The organism is Rhizobium sp. UBA1881, assembly GCF_002338015.1.
In the GTDB taxonomy this organism is placed as follows: domain Bacteria; phylum Pseudomonadota; class Alphaproteobacteria; order Rhizobiales; family Rhizobiaceae; genus Rhizobium.
The window spans coordinates 462-19,761 of record NZ_DDHH01000194.1; the positions used below are offsets into that span (position 1 = coordinate 462).

General features: G+C 64.0%; 14 protein-coding genes and 1 pseudogene. 3 read left to right on the plus strand and 12 right to left on the minus strand.

What is annotated here, in order from left to right; all coding sequences use genetic code 11:
* From B3605_RS23985 to hglS, 6 genes and pseudogenes are all read right to left on the minus strand, one after another.
* A pseudogene (locus B3605_RS23985) lies at positions 1–126 on the minus strand (ABC transporter ATP-binding protein); the annotation flags it as partial.
* Positions 123–1,784 (minus strand): ABC transporter permease, encoded by a 1,662-nt coding sequence (locus tag B3605_RS23990; RefSeq protein WP_112942658.1) that lies wholly within the window; start codon positions 1,782–1,784, stop codon positions 123–125. The gene B3605_RS23990 and the pseudogene B3605_RS23985, both read right to left, overlap by 4 nt.
* Before the next feature lie 59 nt (positions 1,785–1,843).
* Positions 1,844–2,875, minus strand: a complete 1,032-nt coding sequence (locus B3605_RS23995; RefSeq protein ID WP_296436499.1) for an iron ABC transporter substrate-binding protein — start codon at positions 2,873–2,875, stop codon at positions 1,844–1,846.
* A gap of 207 nt (positions 2,876–3,082) precedes the next feature.
* A complete protein-coding gene (locus B3605_RS24000; protein ID WP_296436502.1) occupies positions 3,083–4,621 on the minus strand; it encodes an aldehyde dehydrogenase family protein in 1,539 nt (512 codons plus the stop codon).
* A gap of 25 nt (positions 4,622–4,646) precedes the next feature.
* On the minus strand, positions 4,647–5,930 hold the full coding sequence (locus B3605_RS24005) for an NAD(P)/FAD-dependent oxidoreductase (RefSeq protein ID WP_112942660.1): 1,284 nt from the start codon (positions 5,928–5,930) through the stop codon (positions 4,647–4,649).
* Between the two features lie 22 nt (positions 5,931–5,952).
* On the minus strand, positions 5,953–7,362 hold the full coding sequence (hglS, locus tag B3605_RS24010) for a 2-oxoadipate dioxygenase/decarboxylase HglS (protein ID WP_296436504.1): 1,410 nt from the start codon (positions 7,360–7,362) through the stop codon (positions 5,953–5,955).
* 112 nt (positions 7,363–7,474) lie between these two features.
* Between hglS and B3605_RS24015 the strand changes: the two genes are divergently transcribed.
* The 3 genes from B3605_RS24015 (at position 7,475) to B3605_RS24025 (ending at position 9,980) form a co-directional block, all read left to right on the plus strand.
* Positions 7,475–8,365 carry a LysR family transcriptional regulator gene (locus B3605_RS24015; RefSeq protein ID WP_112942662.1) on the plus strand — a complete coding sequence of 297 codons (891 nt, stop codon included), beginning with the start codon at positions 7,475–7,477 and terminating at the stop codon, positions 8,363–8,365.
* A gap of 72 nt (positions 8,366–8,437) precedes the next feature.
* Positions 8,438–8,674, plus strand: a complete 237-nt coding sequence (locus B3605_RS24020; protein WP_112425684.1) for an Lrp/AsnC ligand binding domain-containing protein — start codon at positions 8,438–8,440, stop codon at positions 8,672–8,674.
* Positions 8,675–8,813: 139 nt separating this feature from the next.
* Entirely contained in the window at positions 8,814–9,980 is a 1,167-nt protein-coding gene (locus tag B3605_RS24025) for a glycosyltransferase family 4 protein (protein ID WP_112972869.1), read from the plus strand.
* Positions 9,981–10,057: 77 nt separating this feature from the next.
* On the opposite strand, the gene B3605_RS24030 is transcribed toward B3605_RS24025, so the two are convergent.
* The 6 genes from B3605_RS24030 to B3605_RS24055 form a co-directional block, all read right to left on the minus strand.
* Positions 10,058–13,369, minus strand: a complete 3,312-nt coding sequence (locus tag B3605_RS24030) for an alpha/beta fold hydrolase (RefSeq protein WP_112942664.1) — start codon at positions 13,367–13,369, stop codon at positions 10,058–10,060.
* A gap of 90 nt (positions 13,370–13,459) precedes the next feature.
* Entirely contained in the window at positions 13,460–15,934 is a 2,475-nt protein-coding gene (locus B3605_RS24035; RefSeq protein WP_112942665.1) for a glycoside hydrolase family 2 protein, read from the minus strand.
* A 16-nt stretch (positions 15,935–15,950) separates the two neighbouring features.
* The gene (locus B3605_RS24040) at positions 15,951–16,931 is read right to left on the minus strand and encodes a DUF1839 family protein (RefSeq protein WP_112942724.1); all 981 of its coding nucleotides are present in this window, start codon (positions 16,929–16,931) and stop codon (positions 15,951–15,953) included.
* The gene (locus B3605_RS24045) at positions 16,922–17,830 is read right to left on the minus strand and encodes an amino acid--[acyl-carrier-protein] ligase (protein ID WP_112942666.1); all 909 of its coding nucleotides are present in this window, start codon (positions 17,828–17,830) and stop codon (positions 16,922–16,924) included. The genes B3605_RS24040 and B3605_RS24045 overlap by 10 nt, the downstream gene beginning before the upstream one ends.
* 5 nt (positions 17,831–17,835) lie before the next feature.
* Positions 17,836–19,017: an acyl-CoA dehydrogenase family protein gene (locus tag B3605_RS24050; protein WP_112942667.1), complete on the minus strand. Its 1,182-nt coding sequence runs from the start codon at positions 19,015–19,017 to the stop codon at positions 17,836–17,838.
* Positions 19,017–19,268: an acyl carrier protein gene (locus B3605_RS24055; RefSeq protein ID WP_018901875.1), complete on the minus strand. Its 252-nt coding sequence runs from the start codon at positions 19,266–19,268 to the stop codon at positions 19,017–19,019. The genes B3605_RS24050 and B3605_RS24055 overlap by 1 nt, the downstream gene beginning before the upstream one ends.
* Positions 19,269–19,300: the final 32 nt, after the last annotated feature.

Here is a 19,300-nt window from a genome sequence, read left to right on the forward strand (position 1 = left end):
CTTGCCGGAGCCGGAAGGGCCGACCACGGCGGTACGGCTGCCCGCCGTCACCTCCAGCGAGATGTTATCGAGCGCCTGCACCTGACCGTAACGCTTGCTGGCACCTTCGATCGTAAGCAGCGTCATTGTCCGGCAGTCCGTTTTGATTGAGCATGAAGAAGAAGGGTCAGCGGCAGCGACAGCACGACCATCATGAAGGCGTAAGGCGCCGCGGCGACATAATCGATCTCGCTGGTCAGCGACCAGAATTTCGTCGCCAGCGTCTCGACGCCGTTGGGCGAGAGCATCAGCGTCGCCGTCAGCTCGTTGGTGATCCCGAGCGCCACCAGCGCGATGCTGGCCGCCGCACCCGGCGCTGCAAGCCGCATGGTGATCTGCCGCACCGCCTGGCCGGGCGTACGCCCAAGCGCCATCGCGGCGCGCTCCAATTCCACCGGCGCCTGCGCGATGCTGGCGCGAAGACCGACCATGGCGCGCGGCAGGAAGAGCAGGATATAGGCGAGCAGCAGCGTCGCGAATGTCTGGTAGAGCGGCAGCACCAAGCGCACGGTGATCGTCACCAGCGCCAGCGCCACGACCACACCCGGCAGCGAGCCGACATAATAGTGGCAGGCCTCGAGAATGCGCTGCACGCGGCCCGGCGCGCGCACCGACAACCACGCCATAGGAGCGGCGGCGATCGTCGCCAGGATACCGCCGGCGAACGCCAGCACGATCGACTGCACGAAGGCATTGCCGACTTCGACGCGCCAGATGCCGGCGCCGCCGAGATAGAGCCAGCGCACCAGCGTCACGAAGGGAACCCCGAGCGTCAGCGCCGCGACGATGACGGGCAGGAGCACGGCCGGCACCGCGAACCAGCCGAGACGGCGGCGATCGGCCGGGCGCGCCGAGCCGGAACCGACGCGGGCATAACGCTCGTTGCCGCGCACGAGCACCTCGATGGCAAGCAGAAGCAGGCAGCAGGCGACCAGCACCCCGCCGAGCATATTGGCGGCCGGGCTGTTATAGGCCGACTGGAACTGGTCGACGATCGCGGTCGCAAACGTGTCGAAGCGGATCATCACGAAGAGCCCGTATTCCGACAGCAGGTGCAGCGCGATCAAAAGCGAGCCGCCGCAGATGGCGAGCCGAAGCTGCGGCAGGATGGTGCGGAAGAACACCGCCCAGGGCCCAAGCCCGAGCGAGGCGGCCGCATCCTCGATAGCGGGATCGAGCCGGCGCAGGGCCGCTGCGACGGGAAGATAGAGGAACGGGTAGTATGCCAGCACCGAGACGAAGACGCCGCTCTGTAGTCCGCGCATCCCCGGCACAAGGCTGACCCAGGCGTAGGAATGCACGAAGGCCGGCACGGCGAGCGGCGCCACCGCAAGCCAGGCCCAGAGGCGTGCGAAGGGAACATCGGTGCGCTCGGCGATCCAGGCGAGCGTCACCGCCAGCACGATCGACAGCGGCACGGTGATGACTTCGAGAGCGACGGTATTGACGAGGAGATCGCCGACGCGCGGGCGAAACACCAGCTGCTTCACCGTTTCCCAGCCGACATCGATGGTGATCCAGCCGATGAAGCCGAGGGGAACGAGGCTGAACAGCGCGACGATTGCGGCGAAAAGCACGACGGGCGCATAAGGCATGCCCCGGCGCGGTCGCGCCAGTCCTGCCGCTGGCCGCGTCGCCGGCATATCGGAAGCAAGCAATCTGTTGTCCTGCAGCAAGGCCGCGCCTTTGACACGCTGAAAAAGGAAGGCAACCGTCTTTGACAGACGGTTGCCGTGTATCGTCATGGCCTAAAGTTTTCTTGAGGCAAAAGCAACAGTTTTGCCCTGGCTGCCCGCTGCAGCCGTTAGATCAGGCCAGCGGCGGTGATCATCTCGACCACCTTCTTGCTGTTGAGCTGCGAGGCATCGACCGCTGGCGCCTGCAGGTCGGCCATCGGCACCAGCTTGTCGTTGGAGGCAGCACCCTTGCCGACGGCGTACTCATAGGAGGTGCCGTTCTTCAGGATCGCCTGGCCAGCCTTGCCGGTGATGAACTTCAGGAAGGCCTGCGCCTCCTTCTGGTGCTGGCTCGACTTCAGGATGCCGCCGCCCGATAGGCTGACGAAGGCGCCCGGATCCTGGTTCTTGAAGTAGTGCAGTGCGACGTTCTTGCTGTTTTCAGCCGTCGCCGCCTGATCGCCGAACCAGTAGTAATGATAGATGATCGCGCCTTCGACCTCGCCCGCATTGACCGCCTTCATGGCAACCGTGTTGCTCTTGTAGGAGGTCGCGTTTTCCTTCAGCGCCTTCAGCCAGGCTGCCGTCGCCTCCTCGCCCTTCAGCTGCAGCAACGCGCTGACGATAGCCTGGAAATCGGCGCCGACAGGGGCAGCACCCCAGCGGCCTTTCCAGGCCGGATCAGCGAGATCCATCATCGACTTCGGCAGCTTGTCCTCGGTGAGCTTGGTCTTGTCATAGGCAAACACCGTGGAACGCGCCGCGATACCGGCCCACATGCCATCCTTCGGACGGAACTCTTCCGGCAGCTGGTCGAGCGTTGCCTTGTCGATCAGCGCAAACAGGCCGGCGGCATCGACCAAGGTCATTGCCGGCGAATTCTCGGTGAGGAACACGTCGGCGGGCGACGCCTCGTCTTCCTGGATGATCTGGTTGGCGAACTGCATGTCGCTGCCCTGGCGCATCGTCACCTTGATGCCGGTTTCCTTGGTGAAGGCGTCCACCCATTCCTGGCCGAGGCTCTGGTGCTGGGCGTTGTAGACGACGATCCCTTCGGACTCTTCCTCCTGCGCCTTGGCGCCCGAAGAGAGCGATGTCGCGGCAAGAAGCATGGCGCCGAACGCGGCGGCCTGCGAGAGGCGATTAAGGGAGACGGTCATGATGCCCTCCATGGCATGTCATCTGCGATATCCATGATATTGCAGCGGTATATTTTCCTTGGCAGTCGATTTCAAGTTTAGGCGACCCGTGGGCCATCACAAAGGCTTGAAATAATTGGAAAATACTTAGAATGATTCTAGCCGGCAGCAAAAAAGGGCGGCAACGCCATCGCGCTGCCGCCCCTAATCATCACAGCCGTCAGACGCTTATTCGACGTCGAACTTCACGCCCTGCGCCAGAGGCAGTGTCTTGCCGTAGTTGATCGTGTTGGTGGTGCGGCGCATGTAGGCGCGCCATGCGTCGGAGCCCGACTCGCGGCCGCCGCCGGTTTCCTTCTCGCCGCCAAACGCGCCGCCGATCTCGGCACCCGAAGGGCCGAGGTTGACGTTGGCGATACCGCAATCCGACCCGCGCGCCGAGACGAAGGTTTCGGCTTCGCGCATGTCATTGGTGAAGATCGACGACGACAGGCCCTGCGGCACGGCATTGTGATCTTCGAGAACCGCGTCGAAATCGCTGTACTTCATGACGTAGAGGATCGGCGCGAAGGTTTCGTTCTCGACCGGGCCTGTTTGTGCCGGCATCTCGACCAGCGCAGGGCGCACGTAGAAGGCATCGGAGGCACCGTTTTCGACACGCTCGCCGCCGGTGACCTTGCCGCCCGCCGCCTTTGCCTGCTCCAGCGCCGACTGCATGTTGCTGTAGGCCTGGCTGTCGATCAGCGGTCCCACAAGCGTGCCTGCTTCCAGCGGATTGCCGATGCTGACGGAGCCGTAGGCCTTCTGCAGGCGCGGAACCAGCGCGTCGTAGACGCTCTCATGCACGAACAGGCGGCGCAGCGTGGTGCAGCGCTGGCCGGCGGTGCCCATGGCCGAGAAGGCGACGCCGCGCAGCGTCAGGTCGAGATCGGCCGTCGGGCAGATGATCGCGGCGTTGTTGCCGCCGAGCTCGAGGATGGCGCGGGCAAAGCGCTGCGACAGGCGCGGACCGACGGCGCGGCCCATGGCAGTCGAGCCGGTGGCCGAAACCAGCGGCACCTTCGGATGATCGACCAGCGCTTCGCCGACATCGCGGCCGCCGATCAGCAGCGTCGAGAGATTGGCCGGCGCCGTGCCGCCTTCGGCGACGAAGCGCTTCAGCGCCTTTTCGAACAGCGCCTGCGTGGCAAGTGCGGTCAGCGGGGTCTTTTCCGACGGCTTCCAGACGGTGGAATTGCCGCAGACCAGCGCCAGCGCCGCATTCCAAGACCAGACGGCGACGGGGAAGTTGAAGGCCGAGATGATGCCGGCGACGCCGAGCGGGTGCCAGCTTTCCATCATCCGGTGCTCGGAACGCTCGGTGGCGATCGTCAGGCCGTAGAGCTGGCGCGACAGGCCGACGGCGAAATCGCAGATGTCGATCATTTCCTGCACTTCGCCGAGGCCTTCGGAGGTGATCTTGCCGACCTCGATCGACACCAGCCGACCGAGCTCGGCCTTGGCCGCGCGCAGCTCCTCGCCGAGCAGGCGCACAAGCTCGCCACGCTTAGGCGCCGGAACGGCGCGCCATTCGAGAAACGCCTTGTGGGCGTTGTCGATCGCGGTCTTGGCATCGGCGACGGACACTTCCTTCAGCGCGCCGATTTCCTTGCCCGTCACGGGCGACGTCACCCGCAGCGTGCCGCCGGTGAAGCGGTCGGCGCTGACGCCGAGCTTGGCAAGCAGGGTCTTGGTTTCGGTGGCGAGATCGAGCGTTTCGATGGTCATTGTCGTGGTTCCAACCTTATTGTTCTTAAAAGCGGGCATCGGCGAAGTGGGCGACCTGAGCGCCGGCTTCGTACCATAGTTCCTTGGCGGCGCGGAAGCGCGGCTCGGCGGGCTCCGTCAGCGGCAGCGGCAACTCGGCCTCGCTGATCTCGCCCAGGATATGGCGGGCAAGCGTGCGGCCGAACACCGTTCCCGGCGCGATCCCCCGGCCATTATAGCCGGAAAAGCCGACGACATTATCGGCGAACTTGTGAAAGCGTGGCAGCGCATTGTCGGTCATGCCGATTTTGCCGTACCACTCGCATTCGAACTCGACATCCCCAAGCTGCGGGAACAGCTTCTTCAACGCGCGTCGCGCCCAGCCCTTGTGGACGGAAAGCCCGGTATTGCGCAGCGCACCCACGCTGCCGAACACCAGCCGGCCGGCCTGGTCCATGCGGTAGGAGGACAGGATTTCCTTGGTGTCCCAGACGCCCTCGCGGCCAGCAAGGATCGACTTGCGCAGATTGTCGCCGAGCGGCCGGGTCGCGAGGTTGAAGTAGGGCAGATGCACCTGCTCGTTGCGCACCTGCTCCCAGGGGCCGGTGCTGTAGGCGTCCGTCGCGACAATGATCCAGTCGGCGGTCACCGAACCCTTCGCCGTCTTCACCGTCCAGCGCTTGCCGTTTTTCTCGGTGGTGATGACGGGGCTCGACGTATGCAGCGCAACGCCGGCCTTGACGGCGGCATGCGCGAGCCCGCGCGCATAGGCGAGCGGCTGCAGCGTGCCGGCGCGCATGTCGAGCAGCGATCCGGTATAGGCGCTGCTACCCACGCGGCGCGCCGTCTCGGCGGCGTCGAGCAATCGGACATCGGCACCCCGCGCAGCCCACTGGCTGGCGCGATCGGTAATTTCCTTGAGGCCATCGGCGCCGACGGCGACATGCAACGTGCCGTTGCGTTCGAGCTCGCAAGCAATCTTGTGCTTGTCGATCAGCTCCATCACCAGCTTCGGCGCATTGCCGAGCAGGTCGAGCAGGCGCTCGCCATAGACGGGGCCGAGCACGCCAGGCAGATCATCGGGCATCACCCACATGCCGGCATTGATCAGCCCGACATTGCGCCCCGCGCCACCGAAGCCAACCTCGTTGGCCTCGAGCAGCACCACCGACTTGCCGGCTTCCGCCAGATGCAGGCTGGAAGACAGCCCGGTATAGCCGCCGCCGACCACGACGATATCGGCGGTCACCGAGCCCGAAAGCGGCACCGTTGCCGGCGGCTGCGGCGCGGTCTTTTCCCAGAGGCCGTGAGAGCGCGGATCATTCAGCATCGGAGAGCTCCGTTCGCGGATATCAGGCAACGTTGCTCAGGCGCAGGCCCGAAAGCCCGAGCAGATCGATCGCCGCCTCCAGCGAGCGTGCCTGACGTTCCGCGTAAAGGTCAAGCTCATCCGTGACGGTGGCGCCGAGCGCCTCCTCGAAGGCCGAGCGGTTGGAGCGGGTTGCGTAGTTCTGCTGCTGGTCCGTGCCGAGGTTCGACTGGAAGATCCCGGCCGCGCTGACGGGCAGGAAGTCCTCGTAGACGATGGGATCGAAGGTGAGATAACCCATCTCGATCAGCGCCTCGGCATCATCAGGCAGCGCGCCATCGACGGCGGCAGCAACGCCCTTGGGCGTCGCGGAATAGTGGAAGAAGGCCAGCTGTTCGGCCCGAAGCGCCGCCCAGCTGTCCGGCAGTTCGCGGAACCGCTCGGCAAGCTCGCTGTCGTAATCGCCGGCCTTGGCGCCGGCGGCACCGACCTGCACCTCGCCGCGAACGGACGCCAGTAGCCGGTCGTAGAGCGCCCGGCCTTTCGCCGTCAGCGCCACGCCGCGCTGCTCGATCTCGCCGAAGCGCGCCGTATGCGTGCCCTTGGCAGCACCCGTCTCGCCGGCAAAGGCGATCGCCTCTTCCAGCGCCTTGAAGCTCGTCTGGCGCAGCAGGATATCGCAATCGCGGCGCGGCGGCCCCTCAATGACGGCCTTCGGCGTGATGCCGCGCTCCGGCATGCGGGCCTGCACGGCGTCGATATCAAGCGTGCGCGGGGTCAGGTGATTGATGTGCGGCCCCTTGAAGGAGACGACGTCGGCAATCAGCCGGTGCGCGTCGTGCAGGCGCTTGTAGGTCTCGGCCGTGACGGTCGCCTCGCCGTGCCAGCGGAAGGTCTCCAGCGCCTCGGCGACGAACTCCTGCGCTTCCGCCTCCGTCAACCCGCCGGCCTCTTCATGACGCTCGATCAGCTGGATGGCGCGCTCAGTATAGATGCGGCGCTTCGCGAGAATATCGGCGGCCTCGGCACGCAGAGCTTCATCCTCGATAAGCTCGAGCCTGAGCAGCGAGGTGAAGACGCGGAACGGATTGACGCTGAGCGCCGCCTGGTCGACCGGGCGGAAGCAGGTGGAATGAACAGGAACGCCGGCCACCGAGAGATCGTAATAGCCGACCGACTGCATGCCCATGACGGCGAAGAGGCGGCGGATGGTGAAGAGCTCTTCGGGAGTGCCGAGACGAATGGCGCCATGGCGCTCGACATCGATGCGCTCCAGTTCGCCGGCCCGCGTCAGGCGCTCGCGCAGCGCGTTGTCCTTGGCAAGCACCTCGGCATTGACGTCGGCAACCAGCTCCAGCAGCGTTCCATATTGCGGCACCTCGGCGCGATACATCTGCGACATCGCTTCGGTAAACAGCGAGCGGATGCGGTCTGTGGAAACGAAGCCTGCCATGATAGAGATCCCCACGTTCATTCCGATTATGATTAGTGCAGCTATTTACAAGCGCCCGAAAGCCATAAATATCGACATTTCGGAAATAGCTCATTCTGAAATGGAATGACCCATGCTGACGTCAAGGCGTTTTCTACCCTCCACCGCGCTGCTCTCCGCCTTCGAGGCGGTATCGCGCACCGGCAGCGTCACGGCGGCCGCCAAGGAACTCGACCTGACGCAAAGCGCCGTCAGCCGCCAGATCAAGACGCTGGAGGAGCAGCTCGGTGTCGAGCTCTTCATCCGCGAACGCCAGACGGTGCGCCTGACGCTTGCCGGCGATGGCTACGCCCGCGAGATCCGCGAAGCGCTACGGCGCATCTCCAGCGCCTCGTTGAACCTGCGCGCCAATCCGCATGGCGGTACGCTCAACCTCGCGATCTTGCCGACCTTCGGCACCCGCTGGCTGGCGCCGCGCCTAGGCCGCTTCCTCGCCGCCAATCCCGGCGTCACCATCAACCTCGTCACCCGCCTCTCCTCCTTCGATTTCCGCCTCGATTCGATCGACGCCGCGATCCATTTCGGCCATCCGCTCTGGCCGGGCGCGGAGCTGACCTTCCTGATGTCGGAAAAGACCGTACCCGCCTGCAGCCCCGATTTCCGCGACCGGTACGGCATCAGCCAGCCATCCGATCTCGTCGACGTGCCGCTGCTGCATCTGACCACCCGCCCGGATGCCTGGGAACAATGGTTCGCCGATAACGAGGTGCCGCCACAAACCGTTCACGGCATGCTCTTCGACCAGTTCGCCACAGCCGCCCAGGCGGCGATCGCCGGCCTCGGCGTGGCGCTGCTGCCAACCTTCCTGATCGAGGACGAGCTGAAGCGCGGCGATCTCGTGGCATCAGTCAATCGCGAGATGGAGAGCAAGGAACGGTACTATCTGGCCTTTCCCGCCGAGCGCGCCGACTACGCCCCGCTTTCAGCCTTCCGCGACTGGATCGTCCGCGAAGCCGCAGCTTGACGGAACCGCTTGCGCCACACCCGTCGTTTCGCGCATTATGCGCCGCAACAGAATTCGATGCAGGAAATCCTCATGAAGCCGATCTTCGTCCAGCTCCAGTGCGCCCCAGGCAAGACCTACGAGGTCGCCGACGCCATCTACAAGACCGAACGCGTCTCGGAGCTCTATTCGACCAGCGGCGATTACGACCTCTTGCTCAAGGTCTATATCCAGGAAGGCGAGGACATCGGGAAATTCGTTAACGATCAGATCGCCAGCATTCCCGGCATCGTCCGCTCGCTGACGACGCTGACCTTCCGCGCATTCTGAGACGGGGTCACGGTCGGTTAACTCTTCCCAAAAGCAAATCCGCGAAGGCGCGGACATTTAACGCAGCCTTAACGCAGCCCGTTGCCATGTGGCATCGATGAAAGCCGTGATCCGTTCATCGCGGCCGAAGGAATGACACATGTCCGCCGCCGAACTCTATTCCCATGACGTCGAACCGGTCGCCGCCACCGCGCCGCTGATCGTTCACGTCATCCGCCAGTTCCTGCCCAATCGCGGCGGCCTCGAGGACGTGGTCGCCAACCTCGCACGCCAGACGCTGAAGCGCGGCTACCGCGTCCGTGTCGTCACGCTCGACAGCTTGTTTACCGCCCGCGACAAGAAACTGCCGTCGCGCGAGACCATCGACGGCATCGACGTCGTCCGCATCCCCTGGTCGGGCAGCACGCGCTATCCGCTCGCCCCTGAGGTCTTCCGCCATCTCGGCGATGCAGACCTGATCCATGTGCATGCGATCGACTTCTTCTTCGATGCGCTTGCCTGGGGCCGGCTGCTGCATCGCAAGCCGATGGTGGTCACCACCCATGGCGGCTTCTTCCACACGACGAAATTCGCGGCGATCAAGAAGGTCTGGTTCCAGACCATCACTCGCGTCTCGGCCATGGCCTACAAGCGGGTCATCGGCTGCAGCATGTCTGATCTCGCGCAGTTCGAAAAGATCGCGCCGAGCCGCAGCATCGTCATCGAAAACGGCGCCGACATCGGCAAGTTCGCCGACCGCGCATCGCGGGCGCCTAAGCGCCGGATCGTCACGATCGGCCGGTTCTCGGTCAACAAGCGCCTCGACAGGCTGATCGACGCAGTGGCAGCGCTGAGGGTCTTCAATCCCGATTGGCACCTCGATATCGCCGGCGTCGAATCCGATCTGACCCGGCAGGACCTCATGGCCCAGATCGACCGGCTAAAGCTCAACGACGCCGTCACCATCCATGTCGGCGCCGACAACGACGCAGTCGGCCGGATCATCGCCGACGCCTCGATCTTTGCCTCCGCATCATCCTATGAAGGTTTCGGCCTTGTGGCGCTGGAAGCCATGAGCGCCGGCCTGCTGCCGGTGCTCAACACCAACGAGGCCTATAGAACGCTCGGCGAGCGCCACAAGGACATACTGCTCGCAGACTTCGCCGATACGGCCGCCGCAGCCCTCGCGCTGGAAACGGCGTTCGAGCGCTTGCAAACACAGGGGCCGGCGGTGCGGGCCGCCCTTCTCTCCGATGCCTCGGCCTATTCCTGGGATGTCGTCGCGGAGCGGTATATCGGCGTCTACAAAGAGCTCATCGCCGGCTAGCAAAAGCCGGCGCGATCACCTTCAATATTCCGAAAACTCGACCGACCCGAGACGGGCAGGCGCCCGCGCCAGCCCGCTCAGGCCTTGGCGAGCCGCGCGATCTCGGCGAACACCGTCCGGCGCGATTCCGGCGGCGTCAAATTGTGATCGGCATCGGGCAGCATCACCAGCCGGACGTTCGGATGGCGCTCGAACTTGCGGCCGCCGGGGCCGAAGTGGAAATACATATGCTCCAGCCCGACATCGCCTTCACTGTAGATCAGCGTCAGCGGCACCTTGCGCTTGCCGACGGTGACGAAGGACTTCTTCACCTCGCTCGCAGTATGCCGGCGGCTCGGCAGATATTCGAGCAGCGGCGCGATGCGCACCGACATGCGGCGTGAGAAGGCGATGATGACATTGCGCGTCGCCGCCAGCACGTCGATATCGCCCTTCAGCAGGCGCTTGACCGTGGCGAAGCTGGAAAGCCGCTGGCCGTAATCCTCGAAGCTGCGCGGCACCGAAACGACATGCTTGCGCTCGACCGGCTGGTTCGGATCCCAGTAATAAACGAAGGGATTGATCGAAACGGCGGCCTTCACTCGAACATCGTCAACAGCGGAGCGGATGGCGACATAGCCGCCGCTGCAGCGCCCTGCGACCATCAGCGGTCCGGGAACCATGCCCTCGAGCAGATCGAGTGCGGCCTGCGCATCGGCGTTCTGGGTGGCCGAATAGAGGATCTGATCCGGCGCATCGGGACGCGGCGGGCTGTCGCCGACATTGGCGGAATCGAAGCGGATCGAGGCGACGCCCTCGCGGGCAAGCCCCCGGGCCATGTCGGTGATCGCCCGACCCCAGCCGGACTGGCGGTCGTATGCGGTCGACAGGAACACAACGCTGTTGCCGCGCGGCCGTCCGACCGGACGCGTGACGACGCCGACCAGATGATTGAACGCACCGAAACGGACCGGCAATTCCTCGAAGCCGTCGCCTGCGAGCGACTGAGCATCGACAACGGTGGCGGAAGGCACGGCGGCCGGATCGACCGACGTGTGTTCGCCCACCCACTGCGTCAGCGTCTCGACGACCTCCATAGGCGTGCGCGAAAAGACCGGGTCGGAGATCAGCCTGTCGTAACCCTTGAATGTCTGCTGCTCGACCGTCGCGCCGAGCGCGGTCAGATTGTCTGCGAGCGTCGTGTCGTCGGCGCGCTCCGGGCGTTCCAGAATGAGGTAACGCTGTGCTGCCAACGTTTCTGGCGCGGCGATGCGGACCTTCGACAGTTCCGCGGCGATCCCATCGGGCATCTGCAGCCCGGCGATCATGTGCTTGCCCTCGGGAATGGCATCCTCGCCCAATCCCAGGTGATGATTGATGAACGTCGCCCATGCGCGAAGCTCGCGCAGATAGGCACGGCCATTGACGACGGGACCGAGCAAGGCGATGGCATCGACGCCTTCGATCGACGGCGCGGTCCTCTGCGCCAGTGCCGCGCCGAGCCCCTGCGCGACGATGATGATGCGGCTGCAGCCGCTCAGATGCTTCAACCGCTCGGCGGCGTCGCGGATCGCGTCTTCCCAGACCTTGAGGCCAACGGTGTCGTCGACATCGAGTGCATCGCCGGCGCCGGGATAATCGAAGCGCAGGCTGGGAACGCCGAGGCCCGCGAAATGCTCCGCCGTGACACGGAAGAACCGCCGGCTGCACATCTCCTCAAGTCCCCAGGGATTGACGAAGAGCACGGCCGTGGAGCGCTTGGCAACGCCAGCATTCTCCGGCTTGAACAGGCCAATCGTGCCATCGAAAGCGAATGGCAGCGCGGCCTCGTTGCCGGCGCCCTCGGCAAGACCGGTCTCGACGGTGATCTCGATGGGCTCTTCGGCTTCCGCCGCCTTGGCGCGCGCTGGCGCAATGAAGGCGACTGCCTTGCGGGCGGACTTTCCTACCGAGCCGGGCAATTTTTCAACGATCGACAACATAACATCGGCATCCTCTCGCGGAATTGCCTTTAAAAGCTTGAGCGCAACAATATAGCCAGCGCCACCAAGAACGACTGCGAGAAGAAGTCCAATAGAACCATTGATATAGTGTAAAATTCCGAGGGCTATAATTGCGCACAGAACCGACGCGGCAAGCGTCTTTAGCAGATTTACGTAAAGACCAGAGAGCTGAGAGCCGAAACCGGTCTGCCGCACCATGATAATACACATAATCGTGAACACGCCGATGCGCACCATCGCGGCGCCCTCGGCGGCGAAGAGCGGAACGACCGCAAGGCAGCCAAGCGTCATCACGGCAGCGCCGACGAGGCTGACCTTCAGCCGGTCGCGGGCGCGATCCATGGAGAGAAGGTAGAGGCTGAGCGTCTGCATGAAGGTGTAGGACGGGGCGGCGAGCGCCAGCAGCGCCACGACGGTTCCGCTGCGCGCGAAGGCCTCACCGAAGACCGCGCGCACCAGCTCGCTCGATATGGCGGCAAGCCCGAAGCTCATCGGCAGGATGATATAGGCCATGCTGCGGGTAACGGCCGCAAACACCTCGACCGGCAGCGTGCGGTCGTCGCTCGAGTGGCGCCGCTCCGAATAATAGGGGAGCAAGCTGCCGGTCATCTGGATCGGCAGCTGCAGCGCGATATTGGCGACCGACAGGCCGACGGCGTAGAAGCCGACCATCTCGACCGACCAGAACTGCTGCAGGAACAGGAGCTCCAGCCTGTTGAGGAAGATGGAATCGATCAGGAACTGCGCCGAGAGCACGATCGAGGAGGCCGCCAGATATTTCAGCGGCACCCCGCAGCGGTCGCGCGGCGTCATCAGGATCGGGATGGTGGCGATGAAGAACACCATCTGCCCCAGCAGATAGCCGACCAGCACGCCCTCGACCCCATAGAGCACGGCACCGGCGCCGACGCCGATCAGCTGCAGCAGGCAAACACCCATAGCGAGCTTGAAGAAATCGGTCAGCCGCCGCTCACCGATGAGGTAAAATTTGACGAAGGAGCCGATCGCCTGAACGAAGAACAGCGCGCCCGTGACGTAGGCGACCGAGGGGGCGGTCTTTGCCCAATGCATCTGCTCCGACGTCAGAAAGAACAACGCGTAGAGGCCGAGCAGAAACAGCGTCGAGCACAGCATGACGGTGACGAGCAGCGAGGCGAAACCCAGCCGCCGACGCGCATCGAAGCCTTCTGCCTGCAGCTGCGGCAGCGTCTTCGACATGGTGATGCTGGAGCCTAGCTCGGCGATCGACGCGCCTGTGACGACGAGCCAGAGCGAGAAGGCGACGATGCCGTTCGCCTCCGGCCCGAGCAGCCGGGCGGTGATGATGGAAGACAGGAATCCCGTTACAAGGAGCAGCATTCCCGCCGCGCCGTTCATCACAGAATTCGCGATAATTCCCTTAGACATACCGTATCCGCTTTAGGCCGTTCGAAGGGCCTATTTTAGTAAGAAAGTCTTTCGAAATTGATTGCGCCTCATCTTTTGCGACGAGCACCTCTAGAACGAGAAGGCGCGGGCGCCGCCCGGCATCAGCACCTCGCCGGTCGGGCGATCATCGCCCCCTCGCCCGGAAAGCGGGCGCAGCAGAACGCGCTTGGCGGCGCCCGGCGCCAGATGGAACCAGTCATCGTCGGGCCGGAAGCCATCGACGCTTATATGCACCGACTGCGCCAGCCTGTCGGTCGCCAGATCCGCAAACCACGCGCCGCCGTCTTCGACCAGAGAGACCTGGATCTCGGCATCGTGCACGGCTTTCGAGCGCCCCTGCGGAAAATGGAAGGCATCGGCCACCACCGCGCCACCCTCGGGAAGCCTGAGCCGCGCCACGGTGACGTCATGCGCCGGCGGCCCGAAACGAAAAGCATAGGTCGTGTCGAAGAAAGCGCCGAACAGATCGGTCGCCGCGAAGGTTTCCGTGCTGCGTGGCGCAAGCGTGAGGATGCGTCCACCGCTTGCCACATTCTGCCGGCCGTTTCTGAAGCAGATGACCTCGAGATCGAGTTGCAGGCTGTGCTCGGTCTCGTTGATCACATGCACGTCGAGGCCATTGGTCCCCTCGTCGGTCATGAAGACCTGAACCGGACGGAAGGCGCGGCGCAGAGCATACCAGATCGGCTTCGGCGCACCGGTTGAATCGATCACGCCCCAGCCGGCACCGGGCAGCAAGTCCTGCAGCGTCCAGACTAGCGCGCCATTGCAGCTCGACCCCTTGCGCCGCCATTCCGCGAAGGTCTCCTCCGCCACCTCGCCGGTGACGGCGCGCGACAGGTCGAGATAGAGATCGCGGTTCTCGCGACGCAGGCGCGCGGGATCGACGTCGTAGAGATGGCCGAGATAGAAATCGCGCACATCCTCGAAATCCCAGGAAGCGCCGCGATCCCTTGGTACGCGCGATTTCCATAGCGGGCTGTGCACCGGTGGAACATCGAGATGCCGCTGCAGCGTCTTCTGCTGCGGCACGTTGGCGAAGGCCAGGCTCTCGGCCGCGAAGCGCACATTGGCGCGTCGCGCATCGTCGAGCGGCCGCATATAGGCGCCGACGCCGTAATAATGCGTCACGCCGGCATTCGGCGAAAACGGCATGGCGCCGCCGGACGGCGAATTGGCGACATAGGGAATTTCGGGGCAGAGCCGCGCCGCGATTGCCGGAATGATCTCGTCGGTGATCGGGCCGGACCAGAATTCCGGCGGCAGGCCGAGCATCGCCGCCTGCTGGTAGATCTCGCTGCCGCCGCAGAGCACCGTAAGCGACGGCGAACCCTGCACGCCGTGCAGGAACTCCTCGACCTCCGCATGCACATGCGCGGTAAAGGCCTTGTCATTCTTCGGATAGTCGAAATTGGCGAACATGAAGTCCTGCCAGACCATCAGCCCGAGCTCGTCGCAAAGCTGGAAGAATTCGGGCGTCTCATAAGCCATGGTGCCGCCAATGCGGATCATGTTCATGCCGGCCTCGGCGGCGAGCCGCAGGAACGGCTCATAATCCGCCCGCGTGCCTGGGAGTTTTACGATATCGGCCGTGGTCCAGACAGCGCCGCGGCAAAACACCCGTTCGCCATTGATGAGAAGCGCGAAGTCGCTGCCGTCGGTGCCGCGATCGGCCACGACGCTCCGAAAGCCAGTCTTGCCCAGCGGATGCTCGACACCATCGATGACGACGGCGTAGTCGTAGAGGCGCGGCGTACCATGGGTGTGAGGCCACCAAGGCTCCACATCCTTCAGCCTAAGAATGGCCGAGTAATGCCGCTCGCCGACCTTTTCGAACGCCTGCTCGACGCCGCCGCAACGCAGCGACAATTCGGGCGCCTCAGCGTCGGTGCGCAGCGACACGCTGAGCTTAGCCGAGCCATCCGGCTCCAGCACCGCCCGCACACTGACATCATCCAGCGAGACGACATCGCGCCGCACCAGCGTAACCGGGCGCCACGGGCCGGCGGCGTGGATCTCCGGGCACCAGCCGGGCATGCGGCCAAGCAGCGTGGTGCGAACGTTCTTCAGGCCCTGCGGCGTAATCATCTGCGGCCGCCAGCGGGCGCGCGGACCGTTGTCGGCGATCCGCGGCGCAAGCGCGCGAAAACAAAGCGCCAGCTCGTCGCCGCCTGACAGCGTCACCGGCACCTCGTGCATGGTGAACATGCTCTCGGACGAGAGAATCTCCTGGCCGTTCAGAAACACATGGCACAGCGTCACCAACCCCTCGAAGCGCAGGATGGCGTCACCCGGCGCGGCGTCGAACAGGCGGCAGACATACCAGGCGTCCTGGTTGTCGAGCGGCACCGGATTTTCGCGGTCGAACAAGCCCGCTCGCTCCAGCGCGGCAGCGACCGTGCCCGGCACCTCGGCGGGGATGAACTGGGCGGAAAGCGGCAGGTCGTGCGGATTGGCGCAGGCGCCGGGTTCCGTCAGAACCAGGTTCCATCCTTCGCTGAGCGCGATCTCCTCCGCCGCGATGCTCGCCAGTCTCCCACGCATGATCAGTCCTCCGGCTTCAAAGACGTTTCGTGAGCGAAGCCATCATCGAATCCCACGCATCGGCCGCCGGATCAAGCGCAGTCGTTAGCGGCTCGAACTTCTTGCGGGTGACGGCGCGTGCCAGCTGGAACTGCACGGATTTCGCGGCCTCCGACAGCTTGCGCGCATGCTCTGCGGCCTCGCCGAACTCGGCCTCCGAGTGCCAGACCAGATGATCGGCCATGAGTTCGAAATTGGCGCCGAACTGGCGCAGCGTGTTGAAGGCGTATTTGTGGAAGAAGCCGAAGGGTCGCTCGGCCACTGCCGCGACCTGCTCTGGAAACACGCCGGCAAAGGCGCGGATCGGGTTTTCACGCGGGCGGCGGGCGAAATGCGAGGACAATAGCTGCCGAGAGACGCCGCGCGTTGCCTGCGGATCGACCGCTGTCGCAGGGAACTTGGCGAACTCTGTATAGGGCAGGAACTGCGGATCCTCGTCACGAAGATTAAGCTGGAACAGCCCGTCGAAATCCTCGCCTTCAAGCGAAAAGAAGCCGCCATTGTGGAAATAGTCGACCCGCTTGTTCGCGACATCCAGCCGGTTGATCGCAACCGTCGTCTTGCCGTGCTCCTGCCGGTAGGCGGTGCCCTGCGTGTCGGGCATGTAGAAGCTGTCCATCTCGATCAGGCAGAGACGCCCGCGCGTAATCTGCGTCGCGACATGCCGCTCGACCTTGTCGAAGATCGCAAGCTCGGTGACCCTGATACCGTAGAGAGCTTCCAGATCCTCGAGCGGCACCTTGAAGAAGGTGAACTGGTCGCCCTCGAAATCCTGGCCGAGCGTGAAGCCCAGCATCGCCTCGGGCGCGAGCCCAAGCGTGCTCAGCACCTCGATCCAGAGGTCGATATAGCAATTGGTCTCCGGCCACATGCGCTCCATGGAATGCAGCGCATGCGGGCAATAGCTGTCCGGGCTGATCCCCGGGAAGACGGATGCCATCGTTCCCCTTAGCCCCAGAGCGCCTGGCGCACGGAGGCTGGCCACAGCTTGACGTCGAGGCCATGGTGATGGAACAGCGCCAGCGCGATGCGTTCCAGGCCGAAGCCGACGCAGGCCGTAAACGCGACGCTGCCGTCCTCGAGGTTGAGGCCCCACTTCTGGCCGAACGAATCCTGATGGAAATTGAAGCTCATGCAGGCCGTCGGATTGGCCGTCGAGGTGATCGGGATCAGGAGCTCGAACTTCAGGTTCTGGTCGCGCTGGTTGTTGACCATCATCTTGCCGGCGCGGCCGAAGAACGGATCGTTGGCGACGTCGATGGTGACGTCGAGACCGACGAGCTTCATCATCTCAAGGCCGCGATCCATCCACTTCTGGCGGAAATCGGTGACGTGCAGCTCGGTGCCCATGCAGACATATTCGCGCATGCGGAACAGCTGCTGGCGGGCCGGATCGCGCGACGGCTCATGACGGAAGCAATAGGACTGCAGGTCGAACAGCGCGCCGTCCTTCGGCAGGTTGCCGCGGCGGGCAACCGTCGGGTAGAGCGGATAGCAGGCGGCCGGCGTCAGCACGATTTCGGTGGCTTCCTGGCCCTTGGTCCAGTCGTCGCCCACTTCCATGCACTGCAACAGGTTCATGTGGTCGAGCTCGTTGCCGCAGAAGCTGTGCACCGTGCCGGCCAGCTGCGGGAAGCTCTTCATGTAACCGCTCTTTTCGAAGATCTCGCGGTTCATGCCCGGCGGAAAGCGCATCGCTTCCGCGCCGTCCGCGCCGCCGAAGCGATCGATCAGGCGCTCGAAGGCGGCGATCACGTCCTCGAACTGGCCGCTGCGGCCGTAGAGACCGTCAACACCCATATCGATCAGAAGGCCGGATTCAAAGAGCCGGTCCAGAAAGGAGGTCTGCATATCCATGTCGTTCACCCCAGTAGGCTAGTGTCCTGCTTGTGGACAAGGAGCATGCTCGACGTGTTGCCAAGGATGCGGTCGTTGGAAATCATCAATTGAGCGGAATGCGCATCGCGAAGATGGCGGCCGAGGCTGAACGGCGTACCGTTCTTGTAGCCCATGATGCCGCAGATCAGCATCGCGTGGTTGACGATCTCGAGGATCGTTTCCGACGATGCGATCTTGACGTTGTTCATCGCCACGGCAAACGCCATGGACGACAGCTTGTCGGGATCGGCCTTGGCATCCTCGTAGGCCTTGAGGCCCGCGACGACGTTGGACTTCACCATCTGCAACAGGTTCGACACTTCAGCGAGACGCAGCGCGCCAGGTGGCGGCGCACCCGGCGACTTACGGGCAGCGGCGCGCACGAAAGCCTGGGCGCGGGAGAATGCATCGATGGCGATGCCATACCACACGCCGCTCCAGAGCAGGTGCGAGGATGCCAGCATTGACTGCGCCGCGATCTCGGCGAAAGGCTTCGGCAGGATCTGGCTCGCCGGCGCTTCACCCTTGAACAGGAAGCCGTCGGAGCAGGTGCCACGCATGCCAAGCGTGTTCCAGGCATGCGTCTTTTCGAGCGTGTACTGATCTTTCAGGAATGCTGTCAGAACCTGATCGGAAGGCGCGGCATCCGCATGAGCGCGCGAGGTAATCAGGATCGCATCGGCATGGGCGCCGTAGGAAATGACGGTCGCATCCTTTTCGAGACGGCAAACACCGCCCTCGACATGAACGGCACAAATGCTGTTGCGCAGATTGCCGCCGATGCCGCCTTCGGTCGTCGCCGACCCGATCAACAGCTGATCGGCCGCGATGCGGCGCATGAAGTCGGCGTGCCACGCGCTATCAACCCCATGCTCGACGAGGCTGGAGAGCTTGATGTGGTGCATGGCGAAAACCATGGCGCTGGCGGCGCAGGCTTGGCCGAGCATCGAGCAGAGCTCGGCGATCTCGGTCGTGGTTGCGCTTTCGCCACCGAGGCTGCGCGGAATCTGGATGCTGAGCAGGCGCTCCGCCTTCATCGCATCCACGGCTTCCTGAGGAAACCGGCCTTCAAAATCGACGGCGTCCGCGAATTTCGCCGCAATAGCGGCAACGCGGGCAGCCCTTGCTGCAAAACTGTCTTCCGTGATTTTGACCGGGAAGTTCATCAGGCGACCTTCCGGCTATCCTTGATCAGATCAACGGTCCGGGCGATGGCCGAGATGCTGGCGAAGGACTTGCGATTGAGGAGATTGTCCGGGAACTCGATATCGAAGGCGTCCTCGATGCCGAGCATGAGCTGAACCGATGCGAAGGAGGTGAGCCCCGCCGCGTACAGATCGGCATCGTCAGCCACGGTGTCGATGGCCACAGGCAGCTTGCCGAATTTCGCAAGCAGTTCGCGGATCGTCGTATTCATCCTCACATCTCCAAGCTGTCATAACCAGAGCG

Bases quoted from the DNA above. Each gene is read 5' to 3' on its own strand.
- B3605_RS23995 (WP_296436499.1), bottom strand. From the start codon at position 2,875: ATGACCGTCTCCCTTAATCGCCTCTCGCAGGCCGCCGCGTTCGGCGCC.
- B3605_RS24020 (WP_112425684.1), top strand. From the start codon at position 8,438: ATGAAGCCGATCTTCGTCCAGCTCCAGTGCGCCCCAGGCAAGACCTAC.
- B3605_RS24055 (WP_018901875.1), bottom strand. From the start codon at position 19,268: ATGAATACGACGATCCGCGAACTGCTTGCGAAATTCGGCAAGCTGCCT.
- B3605_RS23990 (WP_112942658.1), bottom strand. From the start codon at position 1,784: ATGACGATACACGGCAACCGTCTGTCAAAGACGGTTGCCTTCCTTTTT.
- B3605_RS24035 (WP_112942665.1), bottom strand. From the start codon at position 15,934: ATGCGTGGGAGACTGGCGAGCATCGCGGCGGAGGAGATCGCGCTCAGC.
- B3605_RS24025 (WP_112972869.1), top strand. From the start codon at position 8,814: ATGTCCGCCGCCGAACTCTATTCCCATGACGTCGAACCGGTCGCCGCC.
- B3605_RS24030 (WP_112942664.1), bottom strand. From the start codon at position 13,369: ATGTCTAAGGGAATTATCGCGAATTCTGTGATGAACGGCGCGGCGGGA.
- B3605_RS24045 (WP_112942666.1), bottom strand. From the start codon at position 17,830: ATGGATATGCAGACCTCCTTTCTGGACCGGCTCTTTGAATCCGGCCTT.
- B3605_RS24005 (WP_112942660.1), bottom strand. From the start codon at position 5,930: ATGCTGAATGATCCGCGCTCTCACGGCCTCTGGGAAAAGACCGCGCCG.
- B3605_RS24000 (WP_296436502.1), bottom strand. From the start codon at position 4,621: ATGACCATCGAAACGCTCGATCTCGCCACCGAAACCAAGACCCTGCTT.
- B3605_RS24015 (WP_112942662.1), top strand. From the start codon at position 7,475: ATGCTGACGTCAAGGCGTTTTCTACCCTCCACCGCGCTGCTCTCCGCC.
- B3605_RS24050 (WP_112942667.1), bottom strand. From the start codon at position 19,017: ATGAACTTCCCGGTCAAAATCACGGAAGACAGTTTTGCAGCAAGGGCT.
- hglS (WP_296436504.1), bottom strand. From the start codon at position 7,362: ATGGCAGGCTTCGTTTCCACAGACCGCATCCGCTCGCTGTTTACCGAA.